At 63.6% G+C, this 17,062-nt stretch carries 15 protein-coding genes and 1 tRNA gene; 5 read left to right on the top strand and 11 right to left on the bottom strand.

Annotation, left to right across the window (positions count from 1 at the left end; all coding sequences use genetic code 11):
- Positions 1-57: 57 nt before the first annotated feature.
- Together IEW02_RS08240 and IEW02_RS08245 are read left to right on the top strand one after the other, a co-directional pair.
- Positions 58-130, top strand: a tRNA-Asn gene (locus tag IEW02_RS08240).
- Positions 131-705: 575 nt separating this feature from the next.
- Positions 706-1,434, top strand: coding sequence for an SDR family NAD(P)-dependent oxidoreductase (locus IEW02_RS08245; RefSeq protein ID WP_229745889.1), 729 nt, complete (start codon positions 706-708; stop codon positions 1,432-1,434).
- 159 nt (positions 1,435-1,593) lie between these two features.
- Here the strand turns inward: IEW02_RS08245 and IEW02_RS08250 are convergent, their stop codons facing one another.
- Positions 1,594-2,016, bottom strand: a complete 423-nt coding sequence (locus tag IEW02_RS08250) for a cupin domain-containing protein (RefSeq protein WP_188544336.1) — start codon at positions 2,014-2,016, stop codon at positions 1,594-1,596.
- 338 nt (positions 2,017-2,354) lie between these two features.
- On the opposite strand from IEW02_RS08250, the gene IEW02_RS08255 reads away from it, so the two are divergent.
- Complete coding sequence (locus IEW02_RS08255) at positions 2,355-3,236, top strand: dihydrodipicolinate synthase family protein (protein ID WP_229745890.1); 882 nt, start codon at positions 2,355-2,357, stop codon at positions 3,234-3,236.
- A 66-nt stretch (positions 3,237-3,302) separates the two neighbouring features.
- On the opposite strand, the gene IEW02_RS08260 is transcribed toward IEW02_RS08255, so the two are convergent.
- From IEW02_RS08260 to IEW02_RS08305, 10 genes are all read right to left on the bottom strand, one after another.
- Positions 3,303-3,824, bottom strand: coding sequence for a twin-arginine translocase TatA/TatE family subunit (locus tag IEW02_RS08260; RefSeq protein ID WP_188544338.1), 522 nt, complete (start codon positions 3,822-3,824; stop codon positions 3,303-3,305).
- Positions 3,812-4,615, bottom strand: a complete 804-nt coding sequence (gene tatC, locus IEW02_RS08265; protein ID WP_188544339.1) for a twin-arginine translocase subunit TatC — start codon at positions 4,613-4,615, stop codon at positions 3,812-3,814. Before tatC ends, IEW02_RS08260 begins: the two co-directional genes overlap by 13 nt.
- The gene (locus IEW02_RS08270) at positions 4,612-4,842 is read right to left on the bottom strand and encodes a twin-arginine translocase TatA/TatE family subunit (protein ID WP_188544340.1); all 231 of its coding nucleotides are present in this window, start codon (positions 4,840-4,842) and stop codon (positions 4,612-4,614) included. Before IEW02_RS08270 ends, tatC begins: the two co-directional genes overlap by 4 nt.
- 44 nt (positions 4,843-4,886) lie before the next feature.
- Positions 4,887-5,876 (bottom strand): intradiol ring-cleavage dioxygenase, encoded by a 990-nt coding sequence (locus tag IEW02_RS08275; RefSeq protein WP_188544341.1) that lies wholly within the window; start codon positions 5,874-5,876, stop codon positions 4,887-4,889.
- Positions 5,877-6,413: 537 nt separating this feature from the next.
- Positions 6,414-7,274, bottom strand: a complete 861-nt coding sequence (locus IEW02_RS08280) for a PRD domain-containing protein (protein WP_188544342.1) — start codon at positions 7,272-7,274, stop codon at positions 6,414-6,416.
- Between the two features lie 11 nt (positions 7,275-7,285).
- A complete protein-coding gene (locus IEW02_RS08285; protein ID WP_188544343.1) occupies positions 7,286-8,698 on the bottom strand; it encodes a glycoside hydrolase family 1 protein in 1,413 nt (470 codons plus the stop codon).
- Between the two features lie 12 nt (positions 8,699-8,710).
- Positions 8,711-10,576, bottom strand: coding sequence for a beta-glucoside-specific PTS transporter subunit IIABC (locus IEW02_RS08290; protein ID WP_188544344.1), 1,866 nt, complete (start codon positions 10,574-10,576; stop codon positions 8,711-8,713).
- 175 nt (positions 10,577-10,751) lie between these two features.
- Complete coding sequence (locus IEW02_RS08295) at positions 10,752-12,158, bottom strand: FAD-binding oxidoreductase (RefSeq protein ID WP_371829924.1); 1,407 nt, start codon at positions 12,156-12,158, stop codon at positions 10,752-10,754.
- Positions 12,155-13,762 (bottom strand): acyl-CoA synthetase, encoded by a 1,608-nt coding sequence (locus IEW02_RS08300; RefSeq protein WP_188544346.1) that lies wholly within the window; start codon positions 13,760-13,762, stop codon positions 12,155-12,157. The genes IEW02_RS08295 and IEW02_RS08300 overlap by 4 nt, the downstream gene beginning before the upstream one ends.
- On the bottom strand, positions 13,759-14,931 hold the full coding sequence (locus IEW02_RS08305) for a thiolase domain-containing protein (RefSeq protein WP_188544347.1): 1,173 nt from the start codon (positions 14,929-14,931) through the stop codon (positions 13,759-13,761). Before IEW02_RS08305 ends, IEW02_RS08300 begins: the two co-directional genes overlap by 4 nt.
- Positions 14,932-15,188: 257 nt before the next feature.
- Between IEW02_RS08305 and IEW02_RS08310 the strand changes: the two genes are divergently transcribed.
- Positions 15,189-16,076 carry an NAD(P)-dependent oxidoreductase gene (locus tag IEW02_RS08310; RefSeq protein WP_188544348.1) on the top strand — a complete coding sequence of 296 codons (888 nt, stop codon included), beginning with the start codon at positions 15,189-15,191 and terminating at the stop codon, positions 16,074-16,076.
- A gap of 172 nt (positions 16,077-16,248) precedes the next feature.
- Positions 16,249-16,986, top strand: a complete 738-nt coding sequence (locus tag IEW02_RS08315) for an SDR family NAD(P)-dependent oxidoreductase (RefSeq protein WP_188544349.1) — start codon at positions 16,249-16,251, stop codon at positions 16,984-16,986.
- Positions 16,987-17,062 lie beyond the last annotated feature (76 nt).

Consider the following 17,062-nt stretch of genomic DNA (forward strand, 5'->3'; position numbering starts at 1 on the left):
GGCGATTTGGTAGTCGACAGGTGCCATGCGCTAGAGTCTGATCTCGGTTCACCGCAATCCCCCATAGCTCAATTGGCAGAGCATTCGACTGTTAATCGAAGGGTTTCTGGTTCAAGTCCAGATGGGGGAGCGTCTGTTAAGCCCCTGACCTGCACTGTCTGGTGTCGGTCGGGGGCTTTCTTGCGTTCCATAGGCCTTTGGTGTCACAGAATGTCACGTCTGTAGTGACACCGGGTGTGACATTTTCGGATTCAGGGCTTATTCGGAGTTGGAAAGCACGGGCCTCGTCCGACCGGTGTGGGTCCCTGGCCTGGCGATTCTCTGGCCGAGGTGCGTGGTGACCATGGGGCGAAGTCGCCTGCGACCGTTCGATTGTCGTCGCATGCTCTGCTCGTTCATCTGAGTTCGCGTCCGACGCGGAAACGACTCATGTCTGCCACAGCACTCGACTGCAGGTGTGCCCCCGCAACACAAGTGCGCACCGATCCTCCTCGTAGGCCTCGGTGACCGTCGACGGGGCGCCGTGTCCGACCCGCGGCAGTCGCTGACCCATCCGTCGACTACTGGTGGGTTCGCCGAAGATCGGCTGGACTTCGGAATAAGTGGTGTTGTGCCCGCGACCAGTTCACACTGCGGTGGCGTGAACCCTCGGGGCTTCGCCCGGGTAACGACGTCTCAGGTCGCATTTCCGCTAGCCTCGGCGAGGTGGACGTTCCTGGTGTCGCGGTGGTGACCGGTGGTGGACGAGGCATAGGTCGAGCGATCAGCCTCCGAATTGCACGGGCTGGTTGGGACGTCGTGATCGGATATCGCTCCGACGTTCATGCTGCCGAATCTGTTGCCGACGACATCCGTGCCCTGGGTGTCCGGGCGCTCTGCGTGCAGGTCGACACGGTCGACGAGGAGTCGGTGGCGGCGTTGTTCGACGCGTCCGAAGGCTTCGGTGCGGTGCGGGGTGTGGTCAACAACGCGGGAGCAGTGACCGCGGTGGGCCGGCTCCAGGACAACGACCTGACCGCGATACGTCGAGATGTCGATGTGAACCTGGTCGGAGTCATCGCGTGCTGCAAGTACGCCCAGGCGGTGTTGACGCGAGCGGGAGGCGGATCGATCGTGAACATCTCTTCTGCCGCAGCGACACTCGGTAGCGCGTCGACGTATGTGCACTACGCGGCGGCCAAAGCGGGAGTGGACGCGTTGACTGTGGGACTGGCGAAGGAATTGGCGCCCGCCATCCGCGTGAATGCGGTCTCTCCCGGCACGATCTGGACGCAGTTTCATCGCGACCCGGACCGACCGGCACGCGTTGCCGAGACCGTTCCTCTGGGCCGAGCAGGCGACGCGGACGAGATTGCCGGCGCCGTGGCGTGGCTGCTGTCCCCGGACGCGAGTTACGTCACCGGTGCCAACATCAGAATCGCCGGAGGACTGTAAAGGGTTGTTGCCCACGGCGTAAAGGGCGTGAAGAGGCCTGTCGCGTCAGCCGACTGCACACTTTCCGATGTCTTGGACGGAGCTGATCGGGGTGCTGTCACAGGGGAAGCGCATCGGGCGCGTTCCGCCTTCGCAACTCGTTGGGCCTCGCGTATGCAGTTACGTCTGAGATCCGTTGGTGTCCACATTGATCGGGTACGGATGGTCGGAATCGGACTCGTAGCAGATCCCGAACGGCTTGTTGGTGATGAACAGGAATGTTACGTCGTTCTCGACGGTGGCCCCGTGTTCCATCCATCCTCCTTCGGGGAACCAGACGAAATTGCCTGGCCCGTACTCGCCCTCATGGGTTTTCAGGACGCCGTCCAGAACGTACATCCCGTGGGCGCAGGGATGGGTGTGCCAGGTGTTGGTGAACCCGGCGGCGTAGCGGAGGAGCATCACCTGCATACCTGTGTCGGGGTCTGCCAACAGCGATTTGAACGGGATTTCCGCGCCGATCTGCGCGACTGCCAGTGTGTCCCATGGGATTCGACTGGTGTCGGCAACGTCGAGTGTGACCGTGTTGGTCGGCTGTGTCATGTGGCCTCCTGAGGTGTCGTTCACGAACCGAGCTACCACGGCGCGAAGCTCCCGGGTGAAGAAAACGTAGGCCGGTGTCGTTTCCGAATGGTTTCAGGCGGAATACCGATGAGCACTTCGAGGTAAGCGTTGCGTCAAACCTGGCCCGGTGGGGGAGATATGGGTCGGGTCCCATCCGCCCTTGACCGCGCGTCCAACCCTCGAACGCACGAGGGCAGGGTTCGCCTTTTCGGCGGTGTGCCGCAGCTGATCACTGATCTACTGTCGGGTGGCACATCCGGTACTGGACGGGTGTCTTGGGCCTCGCCTCACAGTTCGGAGCATGTATGTTCTCGGGTTTGTCTGCCTTTCCGTTGACCCCGATCGCTGATGAAGCGGTCGACGAGCGCGCGTTCGTCGGCCTGATCACGAACATGGTGGAGGCGGGCGTCGACTCCATCGGCGCCCTCGGCTCCACCGGAAGTTACGCCTACCTCGATCGGGAGGAACGTCGTCGCATTGCGGACCTTGCCGTGCAGAATGCGGCTGGAATCCCCGTGATGGTGGGAATCGGCGCGCTCCGTACTCGAGAGGTACTTCGACTCGCAGAAGACGCCCAGCAGGTCGGTGCGGCGGCTGTCCTCCTGGCGCCCATGACCTACCAGCATCTGACGGTCGACGAGGTCCACGATCTCTACGAGAGGGTGGACAGAAACTTGTCGGTTCCGATGTGCGTGTACGACAATCCCGCGACGACCCACTTCACCTTCACCGACGACCTCTACGAACGGGTGTCCGCGCTGCCGAGTGTGAAGTCGATCAAGATCCCGGGCGTCTCTGCGGATCCCGACGTCACGGCCGTGCGTGTGCAGGCGCTCCGGACTCGCTTACCGGATGACGTCGCCATCGGTGTCAGCGGAGACCACCTCGCCCCCGCCGGCCTTCTCGGCGGATGCGACCTCTGGTTCAGCGTGATAGCCGGCGTACTTCCCCGGGTGAGCGTGGCACTGACAAGCGCAGCGCAAACGAACGATCGTGAACGTGTCGCCGTTCTGATGGACCGTCTCGATCCGATTTGGCGGTCGTTCACGGGATACGGAAGTCTGCGGGTGGCGTCCGCTATCGCCGAGGACCTCGGTCTGGTGCAGACCTCTAATCTGCCGCACCCCGTGACAGGACTACCTGCCGATGTCCGCGCACACGTGCGCGACGCTGTGAACGCCCTCGCCGACCTCGTGTGACCGACGTCATGCGACCGACCTCGCGAACACGAGGGCGCCGCATCGGTCGCAGCACGCTCGTCGTCCTCAGGCGACTTTCTCGCTCGGTTGTACCTTGCTCTGCAGTCCCACGCTCTGCAGTTCCACGCTCTGCAGTTCCACGGTGTGCGGTGCGTCGTCGCCGATCGAGGACGTCGATTGGCCCACGTCCGCTGCGATCCTTCTGGGGTCGTCGGCGGGTAACGACGCGATGAGTGTGCGAACCGGGTGGGAGGTGGTTCCGGTGATGATGTACTTCTGGCCCGGGCGCACCCGTGCCGCCTGCTCGGTCACGTCGGTCACGTCGGTCTTCGCGGTGGTGTCCTGCAGTGCGTCGCGGACGATCCGCCGCGGGTCGTATTGCTGTAGGTCGAGCGATTGCCATTGAGAGCGTCGAAGGGGCATGCCCATCTCGTGCTCCGCCGCGGTGTGAGTCGTCTCGACGAAGTTTTTCAGTGCGCGGATCGCGCGGGTGAGCTGGTGCGCGTAGTCGGGAAGGCGGCTGGGTCCGAGGACGAGGCCGCCGATGATCGCGACGATGAAGAGCTTCTCGATCGTCAGTCCGAACATGGGGGACTCCAGTTCGTGGTCGGGTCGGCGTGAGTGGAGGTGAGTGCCCGTCGTGCCATTCGCCTGTCATGCACGGTGGTGATGGCGACGGCGGTACCGAAGAGGGCGGACATCGGAAGTGCGACAAAGAACATCGACAGCACGTCGGCTGCCGGCGTGACGAGTGCGCTGAAGAGGGCGATGACGATGACGATGATGCGCCAGCTGCTGCGTAGTCGACGTGCGGACAGCACCCCGAGGCAGTTCAGCATGACCAGCAGTACCGGGAGGACGAACGCAATTCCGGTGGCGAGGACGATTTTCATAACGAAGTCGACGTAGTAGGAGGCGTCGAGGATGGTGCTGTCCTTGTCGGAGGAGAATCCGGCGAGGACGGTGACCATGCGGGGGAAGATGAGGAACCCGAAGGCGCATCCCGCGGCGAACAGCGGTATCGCCGCCGCGGTGAAGCCGATGACGTACTCCTTCTCCCGGACGGTGAAGCCGGGGGTGAGGTAGGCGAATAGTTCGCCCAGCCAGACCGGGCTGGAGAGAATGACGCCGGCGAACAGGGCAATTCTCATCTGAAGGTCGAATGCGCCGGTGATGGTGGTGTAGTTGAGGCTGGCCTGGCGAGTCTGCGCGAGCTCTTCGACCGGTGTGCGGAGGACGTCGAGGATCTGGTCGGACAGTACGAAGCCGAGAACAAGCGCGACGAGGAGCGACACCGCCGCGCGGGTCGCGCGGCGGCGTGCCTCGCTGACATGTCCGGCGAGTGGCATGGTGCCTCGCGCGGCGGTGATCGTGGTCATGAGGCGTGTCGGTACGGCACCGCGGCACCGTCTGCGGTGGTCGTGGTGTCGATGGTGGAAGCGCGCTCGGTCGACGGCGCGGCCGTGTCACTGCGCACCTCGTCCTTGAGGATGCGCATGGACTGTCCGACACCCTTGGCGAGGGAGGGGAGTTTGGTGGAGCCGAAGACGAGCAGGATGATCGCGAGAACGATGAGGGCGTGCCAGCCGGTCAGGTTGTGCAACATGATGATTCCTTTGTGATGGTGGGCTTGGGGGCGTGCGTGGGTGGTTAGTTCGAGGGGGCGGCGGGGGGAGTTCCGCCGCCCATGGGGGCCTGCCCACCGCCGGCTCCGCCGCCGCTGGGTGCTGCGCCGGCGGTGGGTTCGGTGGTGGTGTCGACGGCGACGGCCAGGGATCCGACGTAGCCGGAAGTGGGGTCTCCGGTGAAGGTACCCATCTCCAGGTCGTACCCGTCGCCGAACACGTTGTCGTTGTCGAGACTTCCTATCTGGGCCAGGTTTTCGGCTGATCCCGCGTAGGTGTCGACCTGGAACACGGTGTCGAGCATGTCCTGGGGGAAGGCGACCTGTGAGGTGGCGATCGCGTTGTCGGCGGTGGTCGCGGACGATGCATCGGGGTAGACCTCGAAGTGAATGTGGGTCCAGCGGCCGGAATAGCAAGCGGGGACGATGGTCTGGAAGGTGACGGTGCCGGTCGAGTCGACGACCTGGACTCCGCGCAGGTAGGTCTCGTCCTCGATGCCCTCGGAGTACATCGAGTATTCGCCGGACGCGTTGCAGTGCCACATGTACACAGCGGCGCCGGCAAAGGGGCTGTTGTTGTTCGTCAGGTCGGTGACGGTGAAGGTCATCGACAGCGGCACTCCGGGAGCGGTCGTGCCGCCGTCGAGGCTCGAGGTGACGTCGGAACGGACGATTCCCGATTCCTCGAGGACGTTGACGCCGTTGGTGCCGTCGGCTGGGTAGGGACCGTTCGTCTCGTTGGGGATCTCGCTTGTCGCGGCGGCCGCGGCCACCGACGCGGTGGATGTGGACGATGTGGTCGATGCGGACATGGTGCCGGAGGAACCCGAGCACGCTGCCAGGGCCAGAGATCCGGCTCCGGCGCCGACGATGCTGAGGACTCGTCGGCGGGTGACGAGGGTCGTGACGTCGAATCCGACTCCTTGATCGACCACGTCCTCGGTCGGTCGGGGGAGTGGGCGCCCGTCGTAGGTGGGGCCGTCGGGCGTGCTCATGGGTTCGGGACCGGTGCTCATTCCTGGGCTCCTCTGTTGTCGCGGTGAGTGATTCGGTACGTCCTATACTCTGCGAGGTTTCGGGGAGGAGCCTGTACGCGAGCCGCGAACTCCCTGGGAACGGCGAATGCGCCACTCGATATCCGGCCGGCACCCGGAAACCGGAGTTCTGTCTAGCCATCAAATCGCCGTGTCCGAACGAGTTGAAACAGCAGGGGTAAGAGTTAACACGGTGGTCGAGCTGCGAACACTGCGACCGATCACCGTGGTCCACCGCCTCCGCCGCGCGATCGCACAATTGGCAGCATGCGGAGAATGGGGACGGGCAGTCACCGAACACATGCCATCTAAGCCCTGGACACCGGAACCGTGAACGCAGTCGACACCGACACACAGCCGTCGGCGCCGGCTGGTATCGACCACTGGCGCTATGAGACTCGATCGGCCGGCGTGAGGACGCTACGCACGACGCGGCCTCGGCGTCCTCCCCTGCGGCTCGATCGCGATACGACCCCCACACGCAGCCGCCAACCGCCGGCGCCACTTCGTGTGATGGCCTCAGGGTGCAGTGGCCTCGGGGGCGCGATCCTCGTCGACCATGCGCGCTACGTGCAGAGTCAGGTAAGTGACCTCGTCGTCGGTCAGGGGAACGCCGAGCCGAAGTTCCAGTACTGCTTGAAGTTTGATGGCGGTGGCGTGCGCGTCCGGGTACACATCGCGAATGGCGTCGCGGAGTTTCCCCGACCGCTCGTCCAGTTGCCGGCCAGTGGTGGCGCGGACGAAGAAGTAGCGAAGGTGGGTGATGAACCGCGCTGCGTTCACTGAATCGCGGTCGAAGACGCGGTTGTTCGCGGCGCCCATGATGTCGAAGAGCTGGGTGAAGACCCCGGTCATCTGATATGTGTAGGAGAGGTCGCCGCTGGCGAAGCCGGCGTTCACCAGGTGCAGCGTGATCGCGACGGCTTCGTCTGCGGCCAGTGGTTTGTCGAGTCGGTCGTTGACGTAGTTCAGAACCTTGGTTGCAGCCGCGTATTCGCGTGGGTAGAGGTGGACGACTTCGCCTCGGAGCGGGTAGCTCATCGGCATGTTCTTCTCGGTGCGGACGATTGCGAAGCTGAGGTGGTCGGCCAGGGCGATCACCGTCGTGGAGCCGAGCGCGATGCCCAGTTCTGCGCGCGCGGTGTCGAGGGCGCGGTCGGCCAGGACGAGGTATTCGGGTGGAACGGCGGCGACGAGCGAGCCGAAGTTGTCGGGGTCTCGGCCGTCTTCGGGAACGAAGACCTTCGCGACCTTTTCCTGATCGACCCGCTGACCGGGCTTGGCCTGGAACCCCAGACCTCGCCCGGTCACGATGACTTCGCCGCCGTGCTCGGCGCGCGCGAGGACGACGTTGTTGTTGAAGATCCGCAGGATCTCCATGACGCCCCCTTCTAGCTGAGCGATGCGCCGTTGCTGCTGATTACATTTCGATACCAGAAGAACGACTTCTTTCGGTAGCGTTCGAGCGAACCGGAACCGTCGTCGTCTCGGTCGACATAGACGAAGCCGTACCGTTTGCTCATCTGTGCCGTCGACGCACTGACCAGATCGATGCACCCCCAGGTGGTGTACCCGAGGACGTCGACGCCGTCGGCCAATGCTTCGCCGACCTGAACGAGATGTTGGTTCAGATAGTCGATGCGGTAGTCGTCCTCGACCGACGGGACACCGTCGATCTCGACGAGGACGTCCTTTGCGCCCAGGCCGTTCTCTACGATGAACAGTGGCTTCTGCCAGCGGTCCCAGTAGTCGTTCATGACCACGCGCAGGCCTTGTGGGTCGATCTGCCAGCCCCATTCCGACGCCTGAAGTGTCGGATTGGCGACGCCGCCGAAGATGTTTCCCGCACCGGTCACCCGTGCGGAGGTGTCGGCAGTCTCGCACATGCTCATGTAGTAGCTGAACGAGACGAAGTCGACGGTGTTGCGCAGATCATCCCGGTCCTGATCGGTGATGTCGAGCTCGATTCCGTGATCGCGGAAATACCGCAGGAGGTACCCCGGATACTCACCCCGACAATGGATGTCACCGAACGCGTAGCTGTCGTGTTGTGTCTTCATCGCGGCGACGACGTCCGCCGGATCCGGCGTCAACGGGTATGCCGGGAGCGCGAGGATCATGCAGCCCACCAGTGCGCCGGGCATGATGTCGCGGGCCAGGCGCGTCACCCGCGCCGACGCGACCAGCTCGTGATGTATTGCTTGGTACAAGTTCTGCTGCGTCAGTTCGGTTTTCGGGGTGGCGATGCCGCCGGACATGAACGGCTCGTGCAGAACGGAGTTGATCTCGTTGAAGGTGAGCCAGTACTTCACGCGTGCGCCGTACCGTTCGAAAAGGGTGCGGCAGTAGCGCTCGTAGAAGCCGATGAGCTCGCGGCTGCTCCAGCCGTCGTAGGTGCGGGCGAGGTGCAGCGGGGTCTCGTAGTGACTGATCGTGACCAGCGGTTCGATTCCGTGCTTCTCGAGTTCGTCGAGGAGGCGATCGTAGAATGCGAGGCCTTCCTCGTTGGGCTTGTCCTCGTCGCCCATCGGGAAGATGCGGCTCCACGCGATCGAGAATCGGAAGACGGTGAACCCCATCTCGGCGAACAGTGCGATGTCGTCGATGTAGCGGTTGTAGAAGTCGATGGCGCCCAACTTCAGATTGTCGTCGGTGGGTGCGTCGGACGGCGCGGTGGTGATACCGCGGGGCATCACGTCTTGGATGGACAGGCCTTTACCGCCCTCGTCGTATGCGCCTTCGATCTGGTTGGCTGCGGTGGCGCCGCCCCAGAGGAATTTGTCGGGAAAGCTGCTGGTGGTCATGGTGTTTCCTTTTCAGACAGTCACTGCGATGGCGGGTGCTCCGTGCGTGACGGCTCCCGATCCGATGGGTTCGATCGATGCCAGTTGTTTCGAGTTGGTGACCACGACGAGGGTCATCGGATCGAATCCGGCTTCTTGTACGGCCGCGATGTCGAAGTCGGCGATGACGTCGCCGGCGGTCACCTTGTCGCCGCGGGCTACCGAAGGTGTGAAGCCTTCTCCGTTCATGCGGACCGTGTCGATACCGATGTGCACGAGAACTTCGACGCCGTCGTCCGATTTGATGCCGTACGCGTGGCCCGTCTTCATGACGGTGACGACGGTGCCCGAAATCGGGGCCCGCACCACACCTTCGGCGGGGATGACACCGAAACCCTGTCCGAGGATGCCCGAGGAGAACACGCGGTCGGGGACGTCGGCGAGGGCCACGATGGTTCCGTCGACCGGTGACGTGATCTCGACTGTGCCCACTCGGACTGTTGCGTCGGCGGGTTCGTCCGCGTCCGCCGACTGTTCCCGGTCCACGAAGGCGAAGGTCAGAGCGAACGAGACGCTGACTGCGATGACGATGCCGATGATCTGGAGGGCGAAACTGCCGACGGTTGTGTAGGCGGAGAGAGCCAGGACGGAGGGAAAGACGAACGCTGTCGCAGCACTGCCTCCGGAGGACGCGATCGCGCCGCCGATCGCGCCGCCGACGATACCGAAGAAGAAGGGCTTCTTCAATGGAAGGTTGACGCCGTAGATGGCCGGTTCCGTTACTCCTGCAATGAATCCCGATGCAGCGGCGGGTCCGGCGACGGCGCGGCGAACGGTGTTGCGGGTGCGAAAGAACACGGCCAGTGTGGCGGCGGCCTGAGCGAGGACGGCGCTGAGCAGGGGGCCGAGCAGGATCGAGCTTCCGGTCACAGCGATGTCGTTGAGCATGGTCGGTACGAGGCCCCAGTGCAGCCCGAAGAGGACGAACACCTGCCACAGGCCGCCCATGACGCCGCCGGCGAGCCACGGAGCGAAGTCGAAGATGTTGCCGATTCCGGTGGAGAGCGCATTGGCCAGGAACGAGGTGATCGGTCCGACCGTCAGCAGGATCAGGGGCACCATGACGATGATGGAGATCATCGGTGTCGCGAAGTTGCGCAACATCTTCGGGATGAATCGCATGCACACTCGTTCGAGCCGCGACTGAATCAACACGGCGACGATGATAGGGATCACCGAGCTGGTGTAGTTGAACATCGTGACCGGAATGGAGAAGAAGCTCACCGATTCACCGGACGCGTTCAGTTCCACGATCGACGGGTAGACCAGAGCGCCGGCTATCACCATCGAGGTGAACTTGTTGGCGCCGAACCGATTCGCCGCGGTGTATCCCAGGAAGATGGGAAGGAAGTAGAAGACCGAGTCGGCCGCGGCGGCGAGAATGACGTACGTCTGACTGGTGGCGTCGAGCCAGCCGAACTGCAGAACGAGGCTCAGCAGCGCTTTAAGCAGTCCCGCACCGGCAAGCGGCCACACGATGGGCTGAAAGATCGAGGACACGACCTCGATGAACCCGTTGAGAAGGCGCTTCGGTGACCAGGTGGAGCCATCCGTCATTGATTCTGTGCGCTCGACGTCCGAGCTGCCACCGGTCAGGCGGGTGATCTCGGCATGGACTGTCGGTACTTCGTCACCGATCACCACCTGGTACTGGCCGCCGGCTTTCATCACCGCCAGGACGCCGGGGAGTGCCTTGATCGCGTCGGTGTTCGCCTTCGCGCTGTCGCGCAGTTTGAAGCGAAGTCGGGTGGCGCAGTGCACGACCGAGTCGATGTTGCCCTGCCCGCCCACCCCCTCGAGAATGTCGGATGCGAGCGACCTGTGGTCGACGATTGCCATGGTGTTCCTTGTCGTTGTCCTGTACCCGGGCACAAAAAAAGACCTGAGCCGCACGCACGAATGCGTGTAGCTCAGGTCTTGCCTCGTGACCGAGTAACAATCCTGATGAAGTCTGTGATCGAGGACACTATCGGTCGAAGCGCTTAGAAGCAAGCGGCTTCCGGACTTGTCGGACTCAAACGGAGTCGCGTGGAGGTAGCACGCCGAGCGGATTGAGAATGCCGGCCGGGTCGAGCGCCTCCTTCACGGCATGGTGCACCTGAACACCCACCGATCCCAGCTCTCGTCCTAGCCAGGACTTCTTGAGTTGACCGATCCCGTGTTCGCCGGTGACCGTGCCGCCGAGTTCGAGGGCTTTCTCAGTGATGTGATTGAAAGCAGCTACGGCGGACGCGCTGCTTTGTGCGTCGTTGCTGTCGTAAATGATGGTCGGGTGCAGGTTGCCGTCGCCGGCGTGTCCGAACACTCCGATCGTCAGTGAATGTCGTTGCGCTACTTCCTCGATGAAGGCGATCAGTTCGACGATGCGTGTGCGTGGTACGCACACATCGTCGAGGAGCCAGTCGCCCAGCTGCTCGAGAGCAGGTAGCGCCATCCGGCGGGCTTCGAGCAGCATCTCGCCCTCGGCTGCGTCGTCGGAAATGACGGTGTCGCTTGCGCCGGCCTCGGTACTCAACTGCTCGATACGCCCGAGCACGTCACGTGCGTCCGGCTCATCGCTCTGCACCAGCAGCATCGCCTCGACTCCATCGCCCAGCCCCATACGTGTCATGGCGTCGACTGCTTTGATCGTGGTGCGGTCCAGGATTTCCAGCATCGACGGCGTGAGTCCGGCATGCACGATACTGGCCACGGCTCGTCCCGCTGATTCAAGAGTGGGGAACGACGCCACCAGAGTGTGCGCAGCGCGGGGTGTCGGGACGAGACGCAGGGTGGCTTCGGTGATGATTCCCAACGTCCCTTCCGACCCGACGAACAGGCTGGTCAGGTCGTACCCGGCGACCCCTTTGACCGTCGTGTGTCCGGTTCGAAGCACCTGCCCGTCGGCCATGACCACGCACAGTGCGAGCACGAAATCGCCTGTGACACCGTATTTTACGCAGCACATACCGCCGGCGTTGGTGGCAATGTTGCCGCCGATACTGCAGAAATCCACGCTGCCGGGATCGGGCGGATAGTGCAGGCCGACCTTCGACACCGCGGCGCGCAGATCCGCGGTGATGACGCCGGGTTGAACGACCACGGTACGGTTTCCGGCATCGATCTCGACGATGCTGTTCATCCGGTGCAGGCTCAGCAAGACCGAGCCCTCCGATGCGTTCGCAGCGCCGCTCAGTCCGCTGCCAGCTCCGCGGGGGACGATGGTGACTCCGAAACGGGCAGCAAGGGCCAGCATGGACGAGACCTGACCGGTGTCGCGCGGCATCAATACTGCGACGGGATCCGTGCTGTCGGTGAACCGTGATTGATCGTGGCGGTACGAGGCAACGACGTCGCGGTCGGTGACCACGACGTCCGTTCCTAGATTTTGCGCGAGTTCTGCCAGGAACAGGTCGGTGCCGTGACTGGTCGCGAGTGTCACGACGACACCGTTTCCGCCCGCGCAGGCTGGTCGGCCGGCGGCCATGTCGAGGCCTCCAGCTGTTCGCGGACGGTACGTTTGACGATTTTTCCGTAAGCGGATTTGGGCAGGTCGTCCCAGATGAGGAAGTGGCGGGGCATCTTGTAGCGGGCCACCCTATCGCCGAGCCACTCCTGGAGCTCTGTGATGGTGCAGTCGGCTCCGGGGGCGGGAACACAGATGGCTACTCCGATCTCGCCCCATTTCGGATCCGGCATTCCGAGCACTGCGACTTCTGAGACTGCCGGGTGCAACAGCAACTTTTCCTCGATATCACGAGGGTAGATATTGGAGCCGCCCGAGATGTACATGTCCGACGCGCGGCCGGTCACGTACAGGAACCCATGGTCGTCGGTCAGACCCAAGTCGCCGGTGCGGAACCATCCATTGCGAAACGCGGACTCGTTGGCGGCGTCGTTGTTGAGGTACCCCTCGAAGACGCCCGGTCCGGCAACGCAGATCTCGCCGGTGTCACCGGGCGCGAGTTCTGCACCCGAGTCGTCCTGAATGCTGACCTGCATTCCGGTCCTCGGATAGCCGCAGGTACCGATGTCGACGCCGTCCGGCCGAGGGTGATCGTGGAGCGAGGGCGGGAGAACGGTGATGTTCCCGGTGACTTCGCCGAGCCCGTAGTACTGGACCAGCACATCGCCGAGGGTGCGCCGAGCATGCTGCTGATCTGCAGAGCCCATCGGTGCGCCCGCGTAGATCACGTAACGCAGGGAAGAGTGGTCTCGCGCGGCTGCGTCGGGATGCTCGGCCATGACTTTGAGAATGGTGGGGACGGTGAACATGTTCGTCACGCGCTCACGCTCGACGAGGTCCCACACTTCACTGCCATCGAGCTTTCCGGACACAGTGAGAACGGTGGCTGCACCGGCGGCCACTTGTGGGAGCAAGTGAATCCCTGCCCCGTGCGACAGCGGAGCGACGACGAGCGATCGGTCGTTCTGTGTAGTGCCCGGCATCAGATCGCACAGATGGTTGGTGGTGACGAAGCCCATCTGGTCGTGGGTCAGGATGGCGCACTTGGGGGCACCGCTGGTTCCCGAGGTGAAGAAGTACCACGCGTGGTCACCGACGATCACCGGTGCATCGGCGAATGGACCGCGGGGCGTCGAACCCGCCACCGAGTCCGACGTCGCGGGGTCGGCGTCGATCCACAACACTCCGCCGGCTACGTCCACCGCGTCGGTCACTGCGCGCGCGTGATCGGGAAAGTCTTTGTGGCAGATGACCAACGATGGCTTGCACGTGGTGGCGATGACGACGACGTCGGCGGGTGTGAGACGGACGTTGGTCGGGGCTATCACCGCGCCGACACGCCACACCGCGAACATGGCCTGGACGTACTCGACGTGATTGGTGCTGTGGATCAGAACGCAGTCGCCGGATCCGACGCCGCGTGCGCGCAATGTGTGCGCCAGAGTGCTGACGGCGTCGTCGAGCTGCCTCCACGACCAACGCGTGTCTCCGTGGATGAGCGCTGGTTCCTCGGGTATCCGGGTCGCCGACTTGGTCAGGAAGTTCGCGAGGTTGACCGCGCGGTAGGGAAGTTCTCTCATTTCGCACGCTCCAGGATCGAGGCGTAGTTGGCGACCGCGGCGCCGCCCATGTTGAAGACCGCCGCGCGGTCGACGTGATCGAGCTGCATGTCCCCGGCCTCACCGGTGAGTTGCATCGCGGTTACGACGTGCTGTGAGACTCCCGTCGCTCCGACGGGGTGTCCTTTCGCCTTGAGACCGCCGGAGACGTTGGTAGGGAGTTTGCCGTCACGGTGCGTGAGGCCTTCCTCCAACACAGTCGAGCCCTTGCCCTGCTCGGCCAGTCCGAACGCTTCGTACTGCATTAGTTCGGCTTGGGTGAAGCAGTCGTGGGTCTCGAGTAGATCCAGGTCGTACAGAGTCATGCCTGCTTCGTCGAGTGCGCCAAGGAATGCCGTACGGGCACCGTCGAAGAACAGGGGATCACGGCGGGCGGCCAGGGGAAGCGGTTCGTTGGCTTGCTTGCGGCCGCGGAAGGTCACGGCGCGTCGAGCGCGGCGCGCGATGGTGTCGTTCGAGATCACCAGCGCCGCGGCGCCGTCCGAGACGAGCGAACAATCGCTTCGGAGCAGAGGTCCAGCGACGACGGGGTTGCGATCGGATTCGGTCGAGCAAAATTCGACCCCCAAATCCTTACGCATGTGCGCGAACGGGTTGCGGACACCGTTCAGATGGTTCTTCGCCGAGATGCGGGCCAGGGCGAGCCGTTGATCTCCGAAACGCTCGGCATAATCGGAGGCGATGTTGCCGAATATTCCGGCAAAACTGCCTGCGCTCGACTCGGTTCGGCGATGGGAGGCACCGAGGAGTACGTCTCCGACGTCGATGCCGGCAAGTCCGGTCATCTTTTCTGCACCGATGACGAGTACGACGCGGCCGCGACCGGCCTGGACATGGTCGAGGCCTGCGAAGACCGCCGCGCTGCCCGAAGCGCAGGCGTTTTCTACGCGCGTGGCCGGCACTCGCGCGAGATCGGGGTGCCCGACACCGACCAGGGCGCCTTCGAAGCTCTGAGGGGAGAAGCCGTTGTTGAATACGCCGACGTAGATCGCGTCCACGTCTGCTGCAGTGACCTCGGCGTCTTCGAGGGCGGCGAGTGCGACGTCGGCCATGAGGGCCTCGACATCGGGGTGTGCGGATTTGCCGAACTGGCCGTGGGACCAGCCGATGATCGCGGGTGTGTCAGTCATGGGAAGACCTTCGCGTTGAGTGCGTGATGGTGGGGTGACCGTCGTGGTGGCTGTCACTCCTTTATTCGAGTATCGAGCAGCGACGAGGGCGGCCGCGACCGTCTGGTGTCGGGTAACCATGCGGTTGCCTCCTCTCCAGAGAGGAGAGGAGATCAACGCGATCGCTGTATTCATCCTCCGTAGGGAGTACCGGCGGCGGTACATACTCTCTCTGCGTCGGTTATGTTGTCGTCGCCGACCAGTGATGCTCAACAGTTATGCACTCACCGACAGTCGACGTTCTGTTCATCGGTATCGGAGCGATCGGGCTTCCCATGGCCTCGCGTATCAAACAGGCCGGGCACCGTGTCACCGCGGTGGACCGATCCCAGGACAGGCGGCGCGACGCCGACCGAGCCGGGCTCGGCACAGCGGAGGCGCCGACGGCCGCAGATGTTGCTGTAGTGATGGTCGCCTCCGGCGCTCAGCTCGCGTCGGTCGTCGAGGACGACGGCGGGCTGTTGCAGGTACTTCCCCGCGGGTCCGTGTGCATCGTGATGTCGACGGTCGGTCCCGACGCCGTGCGCTCGATCGCCGACAAGTTCGCAGCCCACGGTGTCGATGTTGTCGATGCACCGGTCACCGGCGGAGTGGAACGCGCAGAAGCGGGAGAACTCACGATCTTCGCTGCGGGGAACGCCTACGCGGTGCATCGAGTGGGGGACGTTCTTCAGGCGATGGGAACAATTCATCCGTGCGGGCACGAGCCCGGCCGCGGGCAGAGCCTGAAGTTGGTGAATCAGCTGCTGTGCAGCATCCATCTGGTCGCTGCGGCCGAAGCGCTGGCGTTCGCCGAGGCGCTCGAACTCGATCCGGAGGACGTCCACCGTGCCGTGAGTTCGGGGGCAGGGGCGTCGTTCATGCTGAGCGATCGCGGTCCGCGGATGCTCGCTGCCAGCGGCAGCGAAGTGCCGTTCACGGCTCTGGACATCTTCGCCAAGGACAGTGCACTGGTTCACGCCGCGGCCGCACAGGTGGGCTTCGACGCCCCGCTGCTCGGTGTCGCTGCCCAAGCCTTCTCGCAGGCGTCGGACCTGGGGCTCGGTCGAGCGGACGATTCGCGTATCCGCGAGATCTACAAAACGAAGGTCGACGGTCGCGGATAAGACAACCGACGGAACATCGCACGAGATTTTCCTCTGCACGACGGTCGCACGGGGCACTTCGCGACCGGATACTTGGACCAGAAGATAGTTGCGTCATCTCGCCCGCGTTCGCGGGTGAGCATCCCAGAGTCCAGCTCTCAGAGCGACATTCATTCGACGAGGCGGTACCACGATGACCCGACAGACACAGTTCGATGTAGACGGCAACGTCGTCATCGTGGGCGGCGCCAGCGGGATCGGTCTCGCCGTCGCACATCTCGCCGCGCACACGGCGAAGACGGTCTCCATCCTCGACCTGCACGAGGAGCGACCGGAGTCCCTGGCGTCGCTTCCCGATGCGTCTTATTCGTCGGCCGATGTTCTCGATGATCGACGCCTCGCCGACTGCTTTGCCACGATCGCCGAACGAGGACCGATCGACCGCGTGTTCGTCAGCGCAGGAATCACATTGCCGAAGACGATCGCTGAGGTGTCCGCGAGTGATGCGCAACGTTGCTTGATGATCAACCTCATGGGTTCGATCAACACCCTCAGCGCGTTGCTTCCCCACCTGAGTTCTGACGCCTCGGTTGTGCTCACGGCCTCCGTTGCGGCGCATACGGGAGGCGGTTTTGTCGGCGGCTCGGTGTACGGAGCCTCGAAAGCGGGCGTCGTCGGTCTGACCCGCGGGGCGGCCCGCGAACTCGCGCCGCGCGGAGTACGAGTGAACTGTGTCGCACCGGGCGCGACATACACCGGGATGGTCGGTGACGATCCTGCGGTGGTGGACCGTCTCACTTCGGGTACCTTGCTGGGGCGTCTCGCCAGCCCCGACGACATCGCGAACGGTGTGCTGTACCTGTGGTCGCCGGCGGGCTCGTACCTGACGGGCACCACCTTGAACATCAACGGAGGGTCGCATCTCGGCTGACTCACGATGCCGAGGTCGATGACCCCGGCAGGGTGAGTAGCCGGATACTGTGTAGCACAGCACGATTGGTTTCGAC

The sequence above is a fragment of the Rhodococcoides trifolii genome, from assembly GCF_014635345.1.
Classification (GTDB): Bacteria; Actinomycetota; Actinomycetes; order Mycobacteriales; family Mycobacteriaceae; genus Rhodococcoides; species Rhodococcoides trifolii.